The sequence below is a fragment of the Nocardia sp. NPDC050412 genome (assembly GCF_044458825.1).
Taxonomy (GTDB): domain Bacteria; phylum Actinomycetota; class Actinomycetes; order Mycobacteriales; family Mycobacteriaceae; genus Nocardia.
The window spans coordinates 574,681-587,134 of record NZ_JBITIJ010000003.1 but is presented as its reverse complement, the minus strand read 5'-3'; the positions used below and the strand labels follow the sequence as shown (position 1 = coordinate 587,134).

The 12,454-nt window shown below is 65.3% G+C and carries 14 protein-coding genes; 6 read left to right on the top strand and 8 right to left on the bottom strand.

The window, feature by feature from the left end; all coding sequences use genetic code 11:
- Positions 1-16: 16 nt before the first annotated feature.
- The 3 genes from ACIBI6_RS10610 (at position 17) to ACIBI6_RS10600 (ending at position 1,877) form a co-directional block, all read left to right on the top strand.
- Positions 17-367, top strand: a complete 351-nt coding sequence (locus ACIBI6_RS10610) for a helix-turn-helix transcriptional regulator (protein ID WP_062991218.1) — start codon at positions 17-19, stop codon at positions 365-367.
- Positions 364-804, top strand: coding sequence for a Fur family transcriptional regulator (locus tag ACIBI6_RS10605; protein ID WP_396955826.1), 441 nt, complete (start codon positions 364-366; stop codon positions 802-804). Before ACIBI6_RS10610 ends, ACIBI6_RS10605 begins: the two co-directional genes overlap by 4 nt.
- A gap of 173 nt (positions 805-977) precedes the next feature.
- A complete protein-coding gene (locus tag ACIBI6_RS10600) occupies positions 978-1,877 on the top strand; it encodes a hypothetical protein (RefSeq protein ID WP_396955825.1) in 900 nt (299 codons plus the stop codon).
- 216 nt (positions 1,878-2,093) lie between these two features.
- On the opposite strand, the gene ACIBI6_RS10595 is transcribed toward ACIBI6_RS10600, so the two are convergent.
- On the bottom strand, positions 2,094-3,071 hold the full coding sequence (locus ACIBI6_RS10595; RefSeq protein ID WP_396955824.1) for a hypothetical protein: 978 nt from the start codon (positions 3,069-3,071) through the stop codon (positions 2,094-2,096).
- 102 nt (positions 3,072-3,173) lie between these two features.
- Between ACIBI6_RS10595 and ACIBI6_RS10590 the strand changes: the two genes are divergently transcribed.
- On the top strand, positions 3,174-3,794 hold the full coding sequence (locus ACIBI6_RS10590; protein WP_364339312.1) for a TetR/AcrR family transcriptional regulator: 621 nt from the start codon (positions 3,174-3,176) through the stop codon (positions 3,792-3,794).
- Positions 3,795-3,958: 164 nt separating this feature from the next.
- Here ACIBI6_RS10590 and ACIBI6_RS10585 read toward each other — a convergent pair whose 3' ends face one another.
- The 7 genes from ACIBI6_RS10585 to recO all read right to left on the bottom strand — a co-directional run bounded on the left by ACIBI6_RS10585 (position 3,959) and on the right by recO (position 10,835).
- Positions 3,959-4,564 carry a response regulator transcription factor gene (locus ACIBI6_RS10585; RefSeq protein ID WP_364339310.1) on the bottom strand — a complete coding sequence of 202 codons (606 nt, stop codon included), beginning with the start codon at positions 4,562-4,564 and terminating at the stop codon, positions 3,959-3,961.
- Positions 4,565-4,657: 93 nt separating this feature from the next.
- Positions 4,658-5,815, bottom strand: coding sequence for a sensor histidine kinase (locus tag ACIBI6_RS10580; protein ID WP_396955823.1), 1,158 nt, complete (start codon positions 5,813-5,815; stop codon positions 4,658-4,660).
- A gap of 935 nt (positions 5,816-6,750) precedes the next feature.
- Positions 6,751-7,530: an ABC transporter permease gene (locus ACIBI6_RS10575; protein ID WP_396955822.1), complete on the bottom strand. Its 780-nt coding sequence runs from the start codon at positions 7,528-7,530 to the stop codon at positions 6,751-6,753.
- 1 nt (position 7,531) lies between these two features.
- Complete coding sequence (locus ACIBI6_RS10570) at positions 7,532-8,494, bottom strand: ABC transporter ATP-binding protein (RefSeq protein ID WP_396955821.1); 963 nt, start codon at positions 8,492-8,494, stop codon at positions 7,532-7,534.
- A gap of 144 nt (positions 8,495-8,638) precedes the next feature.
- A complete protein-coding gene (locus tag ACIBI6_RS10565; RefSeq protein WP_396955820.1) occupies positions 8,639-9,067 on the bottom strand; it encodes a YbjN domain-containing protein in 429 nt (142 codons plus the stop codon).
- A gap of 13 nt (positions 9,068-9,080) precedes the next feature.
- Complete coding sequence (locus ACIBI6_RS10560) at positions 9,081-9,902, bottom strand: isoprenyl transferase (RefSeq protein WP_364339789.1); 822 nt, start codon at positions 9,900-9,902, stop codon at positions 9,081-9,083.
- 159 nt (positions 9,903-10,061) lie between these two features.
- On the bottom strand, positions 10,062-10,835 hold the full coding sequence (gene recO, locus ACIBI6_RS10555; RefSeq protein ID WP_364339297.1) for a DNA repair protein RecO: 774 nt from the start codon (positions 10,833-10,835) through the stop codon (positions 10,062-10,064).
- 243 nt (positions 10,836-11,078) lie between these two features.
- On the opposite strand from recO, the gene ACIBI6_RS10550 reads away from it, so the two are divergent.
- Together ACIBI6_RS10550 and ACIBI6_RS10545 are read left to right on the top strand one after the other, a co-directional pair.
- Positions 11,079-11,579 carry an HIT family protein gene (locus tag ACIBI6_RS10550; RefSeq protein ID WP_364339295.1) on the top strand — a complete coding sequence of 167 codons (501 nt, stop codon included), beginning with the start codon at positions 11,079-11,081 and terminating at the stop codon, positions 11,577-11,579.
- A 21-nt stretch (positions 11,580-11,600) separates the two neighbouring features.
- Positions 11,601-12,374 (top strand): M15 family metallopeptidase, encoded by a 774-nt coding sequence (locus ACIBI6_RS10545; RefSeq protein ID WP_396955819.1) that lies wholly within the window; start codon positions 11,601-11,603, stop codon positions 12,372-12,374.
- The last annotated feature ends 80 nt before the right edge of the window (positions 12,375-12,454 follow it).

The window sequence follows — 12,454 nt, the reverse complement described above, 5'->3', positions numbered from 1 at the left end:
ATAAGGAGTTGGTTCGATGACCGCCGAGACCGCCACCGCCCATCCGCACAACCCGTACCGATCACCCGCGCCAGTGCCGGTGCCGACGCGGAGCGTCCTGGAGGACGCGGGCGAACTGCTGCGCGCACTCGCCGCCCCGGTGCGCATCGCCATTGTGCTGCAATTGCGTGAATCGCCGCGTTGCGTACACGAATTGGTCGATGTCCTCGGTGTCACCCAACCGCTGGTCAGCCAGCATCTGAGGATTCTCAAGTCCGCGGGCGTGGTGCACGGGGAACGCTCCGGCCGCGAAGTGCTGTATGAACTCGTCGACGACCACCTGGCGCATATCGTTGTCGACGCCGTGGCCCATGCCGAGGAAGGGTGATCGTGCCAGATAAGACGGCCTTGCCGGAGAAGCCGGTTGGCATTCGCAGTACCCGACAGCGCAGTGCGATCGCCTCGCTGCTCGGTGATATCGAGGAGTTCCGCTCCGCGCAGGAGTTGCACGACGAATTGCGCCGCCGCGGCGAGGGCATCGGGTTGACCACCGTCTACCGCACCCTGCAGTCGCTGGCCGATGCCGGACTCGTCGACGTATTGCGCACCGACACCGGCGAATCCGTCTACCGGCAGTGCTCCACCGGACACCATCACCATCTGGTCTGCCGACACTGTGGTCGTACCGTCGAGGTCGAGGGCCCGACGGTCGAGGCATGGGCCGAAACCATCGCGGGCGAACACGGATTCACCGAGGTCAGCCACACCATGGAGATCTTCGGAACCTGCTGCGAATGCGCGAAGGCGGACCGCTCCAACATGTGACGACAGTCACACAGTTAACGGCGCCGGTGCCGAGGAAGATTTCACTGCGAATCACATAACGTCCGGGGGTTCCGGGCGTCGCGCACTGAGATCGAAATCTTCTGGGAGGCAGCGTGCGATCGACCATTTTTGCGGCGGACAGACGCCGGAAAATCACCACAATCGGAGCGGCCGTGCTCATCGGCAGCTCCGCCCTGCTCATGACCGCGTGCAACGACAAGGACGCCAAGTCGGGACCGACCACGACGGCGTCCGCGCAGAGCACCGTCGGCCAGAGGCAGCCGGGGGCGAAAACCGGTCAGTCGACCGTCCGCAGTATCGGCAAGACCGGATGGTACGAGGGCTTCGATATCACGGTGGACAAAGCGACCGTGGTGCCCGACGAGTTCGGCGGCGCCAAGGTGCTGATCGATATCACCTACAAGAACACCACGCCCGACAACAAGACGATCAGCAATAACACCTACCTGCAGGTCGACAAGGAGATCGACGCCGGAGCGAGCTTCGACTCGCCGACCGTGCCCGGAAAGGGTTCGGCCACCGGAAATGTCACCACGTCGGTCAAGACGCTGCACGATGCCGAGCACCTGCTCGACACCATTACCGTGATCTACGGACAGGCCTCGGATAACCAGACCAAGATTCCACTGAAGGCCTCGACTCAGGTCGAAGGTGTCGCGCCGAAGACGCTGAATGTCACCGGCAAACTGGTGCAGGATCAGACGACGATCGAAATCACCAGCGGCACAGTGGCTCCGAGCTACACCAAGAACGAGCGCGACAAGATGGATCTCTCGTTGCGCATCAAGATCATTGGTGGCCCCGGGATCTCGGCGGGCGGACTGAATGTCTTCTACGACTACTTCACCGTGAAAACCCCGGACGGCCAAACGATTCCGGCCGATATCCGCGGGCCGATCAACGAACTGCTGAATACCAACGAAATTATCGACAACGCAAAGAATTACGTCGTTTTCGTGGTTCCGTCCCCGCCCACCGGTACCTACGTGGTGGCCTACGACGCGGAGAAGGGTGCGGGCAGCGCCCCGAATCTCTCCTTCACCATCTCCTGAGAATACCAGCGGGCCAATATCATTCGGATAACTCGAACGGCGCTGGCCCGCTTGTCTCGCCGCTCCTTTATAGGCGCGCACAACAAGTGCGGGTCCCAGGGATACGGATCGCTCACGCCGTGAACGCGATGCGTCGCGGCTGACACATGACACAGGCCGCCACCGCCGGATTACCCGGTAGTGGCGGCCTGCAGTCGATTTCGGAGCGTTTTGGGATCAGACGGCGACCGGGTCGCCGGAGCGGACCGGGGTCGACTCCGCAGCCGAACGGCGTTCGCGAAGTGCGCCTACACCCAAGAGGGCAAGTGCGGCCAGAGCCCAGATGCCCAGGACCACAAGTGGTTTGGTGGCGGCGGCGCCGTCGAAGAAGGCAACCGAGCGCAGCAGTGATGCGGCGGCGCCCGGCGGCAGCAGTTGGCCGATGGCTCCCCACGGCTGCGGCAGCAGTTCCGGAGCCGAGGTCGCGGCCGAGAACGGGTTGCCGACCAGGAGCATGGTCAGCGCGGCGATACCGATGCCCGCGCGGCCGATCGCACTGGACAGGCCGACGACCGCACCGGAGACCGCGAAGGACACCAGGCCCGCGACGGCGGCCAGCGTCAGATAGGGGCCGGGAACAACCGACATCCAGCCCTGGATGATCACGATGCTCAACAGCCCACCCGCGATGCCGAAGGTGATCAGTCCGATCGCCTTACCACCGACCGACGGAATCAACAGGCTGAGCACGACACCCGCCGCGATACCGGACATGACCAGCGGCAATACCATCGCCCCGAAGGCGGTGCCGCGCGGATCGTCCGGATCGGCGGCCACCACATCCTCGACCGCCGGGGCCGGCGCACCGGACAGCTGCTGGGCGATCGCGGTGAGCTGTTGTGCCACAACGGGACTCGCGCCGGAGGCGACCAATACGCGCGGGGCGCCGCCGCCGGTGATGACGGCACCGTAGACGTCCCGGTTCTCGATCGCTTCGCGCGCCTCCGCTTCGTCGGCGGGGTTGCTGATATCGAAGGCATCGGGATCGTGCTGGGTCAGTTTGTCGGCGACCACGGCGGCCAGCGGGCCGCTGACGGCGATGGGCAGATCGCGCGGCGCGATATGGGCCGCTGGCCAGGCGAAGGCGATCAACATCAATGCCTGGAGCAGGGCCGCGGCGACGCCGACACCGACTGCCCGCTGGATTGTATTCATGACGTTCTCCCGAAAATCGAATGACCGTTCTCTTTCGATGTGGATACCGTCGCACGACCTCTCGAGGTTGTCAAGAACGAGCATTCGTTTTATTTTGGAGCCATGCCCAGAGTCAGTGAAGAACACCTGGAACGTCGCAGGCAGCAGATCCTCGACGCCGCGCAGCTCTGCTTTGCCCGCAAGGGTTTCTACGAGACGTCGATGCAGGACATCTTCACCGAATCGGGCCTCTCGGCCGGGGCGGTCTACCGGTACTTCAAGAGCAAGAACGACATCATCGCCGCCCTGGCCGCCGAGACAACGGTCGAGCTGCGCGCCACGATGACCAGGGCAATCCGGTCCGATCCGCTGCCGACGCCGGCCCAGCTCGTCCGGGTCATCGCCGAGTACATAGTCGAGCGCAGCGGTCCGGAAGGTCCGGTCCGGCTCGCACCGCAGGCGTGGGCGCTGGCGCTGGTGCACGAGGAGGCAGCCGAATACGTCAAGGACGCCGTGCGCGCGATGCGCGATCGGTGGTACGAATACGTCGAACGCATGGTGGAGGTCGGCTGGTTACCGCCCGATACCGATATCCACGCGGTCACAACGGCGATCATCGGCTTGGTGCCGGGATTCATGTTGCAGCACTTGATCATCGGCGACGTGGATCCGGAAACCCTGGCTCGCGGCGTCGCGACCCTGCTGCCCTTCGGCCAATTGGCCGCCCACACCGGCGACACATAGTCCGAGGTGCACTCCGGCCGTTCGACGCGAGCCTCGGATCCGCGGGCGCCTCAGTCAGAGCGAGGCACGGTCGCATATCCAGTTGCTACCTCGCACTAGTTGCAGCCTCGCAAGGTAGGCATTGGTTATGCGGCAGCACAGTCCGGCTGTCACCCGCCGAGCGCTCAGAGCCAGCCGAGGCGTTCGGCGGCGCGGACGGCTTCGGCGCGGGTGCTGGTTCCGGTTTTGCCGATGACGGATGAAAGGTGGTTGCGGACAGTGCCTTCCGACAGGTGTAACTGTTTGGCGATGGCGCCGGCGGTAGCACCGTCGGCCGCGGCGGCGAGGACCTCGCGTTCGCGGGCTGTCAGTGGCGAAGTACCGACGGTCAAGGTTTCGGTGGCGAGGGCGGGATCGACAACGCGTAAGCCCATGTGGACTCGGCGCACCGCGTCCGCGAGTTCGCGGGCCGGGGTGTCCTTCACGACGAATCCGCTTGCGCCCGCATCGATTGCGCGCCGCAAATAGCCGGGACGGCCGAAGGTCGTAACCATGAGGATACGGAGATCCGGATGAGCGGCATGCAGTTGCGCCGCGACCGCGATGCCGTCCATGCCCGGCATTTCCACATCCAGCAGCACCACATCGGGTGTGGTGCGCGCGACCGCATCGAGGACTTCATCACCGCGGCCGACCTCCGCGACGACTTCCAGATCGGATTCCAGGCCGAGCAGTGCGGCGAGTGCGCCACGGACGAGTGCCTGGTCGTCGACGAGGAGCAGACGGATCATGCGAGGTGGTCCTTCGACGACGGGAATTGGCCTGAGCGTGCACTTTCGGCCGAATCGCAGCGGAAACTGCACGAGTGCAAACCCATTTCCGGATCACTCGGGCACCGTTGCACGAACACGAACACCTCCCTCGGACGACAGCGTCAATGTTCCCCCAGCGGCCCGCACCCGTTCGCGCAGGCCGGACAGTCCCGACCCGGATTCGACGGTCCCCAGCCCGCGACCATCGTCGACGACCTCGATGCTCGTATCGGTCACCGTGACCGTGCAGTGTCGTGCGGCACTGTGCCGAATCACATTGGTGACCGCCTCGCGCAGCACCCAACCGAACAATTCGCTGTGGCGTGTATCGGGTACGGCATCCGGCAGCGCGGCGTCGATATCGGCGGCTGCCAGTGCGGTTCGCGCATTGGCTAATTCACCGCGCAGCGATACCTCACGCAGACCGCCGACGGTATCCCGCACTCCAGCCAGCGCCTCCCGCGCCAGCCGCTCGACATCGGCCATCTCAGTCTTCGCCCGCGTCAGATCCACATCGATAAGACGTTGTGCGAGTTCAGTTTTCACCGTGATCACGGTAAGTGAGTGGCCGAGGATATCGTGTACGTCGCGCGCGACCCGGTTGCGTTCCTCGACAATCGCGAGTTCGGCCTGCTGCCGTCGGGCCAGCTCGGCCAACCGCTCGCCACGCACGCCCAACTGCCTGGCCATCCAGATCAGGGCGGGTACGAACGACACGTAGAACGGCACCCCGGACAGGCGGGGCAGCACCATCGGCACGAGCAACATCGCGAGCGTCACCGTGAACGCGACATAACCGGATTCCCGCGAGGGCATATGAAAGATCGCGATCACGCTGACAAAGATCAATGTCGGCAGTGCGACCGCGCCTAGCAATGCCATCAACCCCGCGCTGCACGCCGTCATACCGACGAGCACCGGCCACATGCGCCGATCGACCGGACGCTCCACCAACTGGCTGGTGCCATCGGTCCGCCGGAAGACAATAAAAGAACCGACGATCAGCGCCGCGTACGCGAGCAGTGTCGCGGTCGCCAGACTCGCCGTCGGCTGATCCGCGTCCTGCCAGCTCTGGATGATCGGTCCGATCATGTACGACAGCCAGATGACCGACATGAACCCGCCGAACCATCCGCGCCGCTTCCCGTTCGCCCCGATTCCGCCGTCGCGGACCACCCGATCGAGTAATTCGGATGCCGCACCACCCCGCAGCACGGACTTCACCCGCATCGGCACTCCCACACCAACAGCACACACGCCGAACCCAGACCCCGGTTGCGCGCACAGTGGTCGATCACGAGTCTCGACGCTACCGAACCCGCACTTGTCCGCGCCGCCGAAACCCCACGCCCCGCACGATCTCCCCAGCCGAGCGGCTCCGCCGCGCCAACCGACCCAGGATGACCGCCCGGCATCACCCCGCCGCCTCGCATGTGACTGTCGCCCGGCACGTCAACGCCGCCTCGTACAGTCACCGCCACACCATCGCCTCCTAGCTGCGCACTTCCGGACCGACACTGCATCGCTACCCTGCACAGCGCAACCACCTCGCGCATCACCACCGCCTCGCACAACGCCCGGCGCGCAATCTCCTCTTCGCTCCGCACTCCGGACCGACACCGCATAGCTACCCCGCGCAGCACAACCGCCTCACACAACATCCAGCACGCCACAGCATCTCACTCTGCATTCCGGACCGACACCGCATCGCCGCCGCGCACAGCGCGCACTAACGCTGCCTCGCACCGCGCCCGACACGCCATCGCCTCTTGGCTCCATATGCCGGGCCGGGGCCACATCGCCACTCCGCATCGCGCAACTGCCTCGCACGCCACGGCATCCCCGTCCGAACGCCGACACCGCATCGTGTACCCGACTCGCATGTCAGCGCCGTGCACGGCGTGCCACCTGCACGGCACAGCCGCCCAGCACCGCACACCCGCCCAGCCTCGTGGCCGCGCGACACCGTATTGCCCGCCGATGCGGAATCGCTGAACAGCCGCGCCCGGCAACCTCGCATCACGTGGTCAACTCGCACGACGCCACCGCACAACACCGCCCAGCACGTCACGGCGGACCCGGCACCGTAGGGCCACTGGCCGCGGGCACTGAGCACTGCATAGCCGCCCACCCTCCTGGGCAGGCGGCTGGTCGTGCCCGATCGTTCAACGTGCGGTGTCACGGCGGAACAGAATGGCCGCGCCGCCGACGAAGATCGTGGCCCAGACGACGACATTGAGGATGGCCAGCGCGATCGATCCTGCGCTGGTGTCGCCGAAGGGCATGCGGGCCAAGGTGGCGACGCCGTTTGTCGGGAAGATCTTGGAGACCGTCTCGAACCAGCCGTGCAGCGGCATGAACAGGCCGCCCGCGAAGGACAGGCCCGCGAGGGCTGGACCGAGCAGTTGCATGACATTCTCCGAGGGCAGCAGGTAGCCGACGAACAGGCCGAAGGCGGCGAAGACCAGCGAGCAGATCCACGCGAGCAGGAAGCAGCTCACCCAGGCGGTGACCGTCAGGTGGGCGCCGAAGATTCCCCCGATGAGGAAGACCGCAGTAACCGAGACCAGCCCGAGCACCATCGCGACGGCGACCTTGGTGGCTATGTAGGCGACGGGACGCAATGGGGTGAGCCGCAATTGGCGGCTCCACCCCTGCGCGCGTTCGATCGCGACCATGGCGCCGCCGCTAGTGGTGGCCAGCATCGCGCCGTACACCGCCATCGACACCATCACATAGCCGGTCACATTGCCCGATCCGAATGACTCTGTCCGGTATTCGGATTGCACGCCGAAGATGACGAAGAACAGCGGCGGCATGACCAGTGTGAAGATCATGGTGCGCCGATTGCGCAGCATGCGGCGCAGTTCCAGGCGCAGGAAGCCGAGACTGAAGCCGCCGAGTGAGATGCGCGTCGAAACAGCTTGTGGGGCAACGGTTGTCATTTCAATTGTCTCCGGTGGTGAGCGCCAGGAATGCGGATTCGAGATTGTGCGAGGTGATTTCGAGATCGACTGCGGTGGTCTCGGTGAGCAGATAGCGGGCGATGGCGTCGGAATCCTTGGTGTGCACGATGATTCGGTCACCGCGCAGCTCGACGTCATCGATGCCCGGGACCGCGAGCAGGCGGGCAGGATCGGCACCGGGCAGTGTCGCACTGACGGCGCGTCCCGCGGCCAGGTTCTTGATCTCGGCGGCACTGCCGTCGGCGACGACGCGACCCGCACGCACCAGCACGATCCGATCCGCGTATGCGTCGGCCTCGTCGAGGTAATGGGTGGCGAACAGGACCGTGCGGCCGCGATCGGAATCCTCGCGCATCGCATTCCAGAATTCCCGGCGTCCTTCGACATCCATGCCGGTGGTCGGCTCGTCGAGCACGATGAGGTCCGGATTCGGCAGCAGTGCGAGTGCGAAGCGCAGCCGCTGCTTCTGGCCGCCCGAGCATTTGCCGACCAGCCGACCGCCGATATCGGCGATACCGGCGCGCGCGAGCACCGCATCGACCGAACGCGGATGCGCGTGCAGGGTGGCCACCAGTTGCACGGTCTCGGCGACGGTCAGATCAGGCAGTAGGCCGCCGGACTGCATGACCGCCGAAATGCGGCCTGCCGCAAGCGCTTCCGCTGGTGGGCCGCCGAAAACCCGGACACTGCCGGAGTCCGGCGTTGCCAGCCCGAGCAGCATATCGATGGTGGTGGTCTTACCCGCGCCATTGGGGCCGAGGAAAGCGATGATCTCCCCCGGAGCGACCACCAGGTCGAGTCCGTCGACGGCATGCACCTCGCCGCCGCCCTGGAGTCGGAAGCTCTTGTGCAGGTCGCGCAGTTCGATCGCAAACGACGCCCGGTGCCTGCCCGAGCCGCCCGCCGCGGCCAAGATGGCCGTGGATGTCAGTGCCGATGTCATGACTCAACGGTCACGCAAACCGGGGGCCGATACCTCGCACGTGTGTCACGAACCTGCCATGACATCTGTCATGCGGTCAGCGGCCATGCAGTCAACGGCCATGCAGTCAACGGCCATGCGGTCAGTGGCCATGCGGTCGACGACTCAGGGCAGCAGTCCCTGCCGCGCCTTACCCGCGCCGGAGAGCACCAGCAGCAGCATGGTGGCCAGCGCCTGATCGTCCAGACCGGCGGCCGGAAAGGTATAGCGCAACATGACATCGGCCTGATTGCCGCGGGTGATCAGCGTGATCGAACCGAACTGAAGCGCACTGTTGCGCTCGGCGACTCGCTTGTGCAGCTGCGGCTTGAGCTGGCGGTCCCAGGCCAGCACGCAGGTCAGCGTCAGCACATCCAGGCCGGGTGCCAGCGTTACCGCGCGCAACGAGCACAGCGCGCCCTGGTATTCGAAGCCGATCGAACCCTCCGGGTCGACGCGCACATCGACGTCGTAGAGCGATAGGCAGGCGCCGGCGCGGGCCTGGAGCTCTTGTTCGGGGGTGACTGCTGCGTCCATATCGGTGCCGCCGTTCATTTGCTGCCGCCGTTCACTTGGTCCCCCCGAAGCGGCGATCACGCGAAGCGTACTGGAGACAGGCCTCCCACAAGTTGCGCCTGTCGAAATCGGGAAACAACGTGTCCTGGTAGACGAACTCGGCATAGGCGGACTGCCAGATGAGGAAGTTCGAACTACGGAATTCGCCGGACGGGCGCAGGAACAGGTCGACGTCCGGCATATCCGGCTCGTCCAGGTATTTGGCGATCGTCGCCTCGGTCACCCGCTCCGGATCGATCTCACCTGCGGCCACGCGACGCGCGATTTCCCTTGCCGCATCGGCGATTTCGGCGCGACCACCGTAGTTGACGCACATGGTGAGGGTCATCACCGTGTTGTCCTTGGTCAGCTCCTGCGCGGTCTCGAGTTCGTTGATCACGCTGCGCCACAGGCGCGGTCGCCGCCCCGCCCAGCGCACTCGCACACCCATTTCGTGCATCTCGTCGCGGCGGCGGCGGATGACGTCCCGGTTGAACCCCATGAGGAAGCGCACTTCATCCGGGCTGCGCCGCCAGTTCTCGGTGGAGAAGGCGTAGGCCGAGAGCCACTTCACACCGATCTCGATGCAGCCCTCGACGGTGTCCATCAGGACAGCCTCGCCGCGCTCGTGCCCCGCGGTGCGCGGCAGCCCGCGCTCCTGCGCCCAACGACCGTTGCCGTCCATCACCAGCGCCACATGATTGGGCACCAGCTCCGGCGGCAGTTCCGGTGGCGTCGCCCCCGATGGATGCGGCGACGGCGGACGGACGGTGCGTTCGGCACCCGACCGTGCGCTGGTCGACCTGGTCGGCGCGGCAGAGTCTCGACGGAGGATCACGGCAACTATCCTGCCTGATGGTTGTGGAGAGATTGTGCGGACCACCTGATCGGATGTGCAGGCGGTTGGTCCGAGCGACCATTCAACGCAGAATTCCGCGGGATCCCCCGTGAGTGGCGAGGGAATGGGCGCTCAGGCCCTCGGACCTGGCGCCGTTCAGCCCGCTTGTCCGGCCGTAGCGGATACCGTGCTCGTTCCGGGTGAGCGCTCGACCAGCGGCAGGGTGCGCAGCTGACGCTCCAGATGCCACTGCAGATGGGCGGCGACCAGGCCGCTGGCCTGTCTGCGGACTTGTTCGGGGACCTGCTCGACGTAATCCCAGTCGCCCTTCAGCAGGGCGATCAGCAGGTCGAGCACGCCCGGGGCCGGGGTGGCCGAACCGGGTGGGCGGCAGTGCACGCAGACCGCGCCGCCGGCGGCGACATGGAAGGCACGATGCGGGCCGGGCGTCGCACAGCGCGCGCATTCGTCCAGTGCGGGAGCCCAACCGGCAAAACCCATGGCGCGCAACAAATATGCGTCGAGAATCAGCTCGTGCGGGCGCTGTTTGGCGGCGATCGCCCGCAGCGCGCTCGCGGTCAATGCGTGCAGCTTCGGTGCGGGTGCGCGCTCCTCACCGGCCAGCCGCTCGGCGGTCTCCAGTACCGCGCATGCCGTGGTGTAGCGCCCATAGTCGTCGACGATATCGGCGGCGAATGCCTCCATGGTGTGCACCTGGGTGACGGTGTCGAGATTGCGCCCCGGATGCAACTGCACGTCCACATACGCGAACGGCTCCAACCGCGCCCCGAACCGCGACTTGGTCCGCCGCACCCCCTTGGCCACCGCCCGCACCAACCCGTGCTGCCGCGTCAACAACGTGACAATGCGATCCGCCTCCCCCAGCTTATGCTGGCGAACCACAACCGCCTCGTCCCGATACAACCGCACGCCCCTATCCTCCCACGAACCCCCGACCCTCACGCCCAGGCACGGCCTTCGGAACACATCGACGCCATTCGCGGTGTTCGAGCACGCCTCACTCGTCATCGAGCGCAGGCGACGGCGTCGACGAAGGCCTGATCTTTCTGCTCGTATGGGTAGTCGGCGAGTCGAACGGATTGCCGGTGCCCCTCGGGCGACGCGGACGAGTATGGCTCGCGAGGACCGTCATAGATCCAACTGGAGGGGAACGTGCGTGGAGATCGAATTCCGTTCGACGTGGCTGCCTACCTAACGCGGGTGCGATCGGGTGGCTGCTTCATCTGCGGCCTGGTGGCGGGTGCACCCGGTTCCGAGCACGAGGTCGTCTTCGATGACGGCACGCATATCGCATTTCTCGGGAGATATCCGACGATGTACGGGCACGTCCTGGTGGCTCCGAAGGCGCATATCGAGCATGTTGTCCGGGATTTCGAACAGGACGCGTTCCTGCGATTGCAGGCGGTGGTCTATCGGGTCGCGCGTGCTGTAGAAGCCGTCGTGCCGTCCGAGCGCACCTATCTGCTCTCGCTCGGTAGCCAGCAGGGGAATACGCATGTGCACTGGCATGTGCAGCCGCTTACGCCCGGGACGCCGTATGAGCGTCAGCAGTTTCATGCGTTGATGGCGGAGAACGGGGTGATTCCGTGGTCGGCTGCGGAGGCGGCAGAGTTGGGCGGGCGGTTGCGCGCGGAACTCGGTCCGAGAACGTAGATCGGTGGTTATGATCTGCGAATGCGCGGAATTCGGTTCTGCTCAGCGGTTTTGGCGGCGGTCGCGACTGTCGCGGTCGCGAGTTGCACAGACGACCCGAGCTCGCCCGCGGCCGATGAGACGGCATTCGTTTCGGCGACGGAGCTCGATCCGACGATCGTTGTCGATGCGCGGTACTTCGGGGAGCACAACTTCATCGGTGGGCGGATCAATGGGTATGAGGCGCCGAAGTGCTTGTTGACGAAGCAGGCCGGTGCGGCGCTTGCGGAAGTGCAGCGGGAATTGCGTCCGATGGGGTTGGGGCTGAAGACCTACGATTGCTATCGGCCGCAGCGGGCGGTGGACCAATTCGTCAGTTGGGCAAAGGATCTCGGCGATACCAAGATGCGCGCGGAGTTCTATCCGATGGTGGACAAGGCGAATCTGTTCCGGGACGGGTACATCGCGGAGAAGTCCGGACATAGCCGGGGCAGCACCTTGGATCTCACGATCGTCGCGCTTCCGCCCGCCGATCAGGAGCAGTATCACGGCGGTGATCCGCTGCGCGCCTGCACACTGCCCGCCGACCAGCGCTTCCGGGACAACAGCCTCGACTTCGGCACCGGCTACGACTGCTTCGACCCGCTCGCGCATACGGCCAACCCGACACCGAACGGTAACCAGCGCGCACTCCGGGAGTTGCTCGCAAACCTCATGGACGAGCACGGTTTCAAAAACCTCCCCGAGGAATGGTGGCACTTCACCTTGAAGACCGAGCCATTCCCAACCACATACTTCGACTTCCCTATCCAATAGCCGACTCGACACAACCCGTGCCCTCCCACACAAGTTGCGACCTATGTGTGGAGACCACCAGTTATGCGACACCGGGCAAA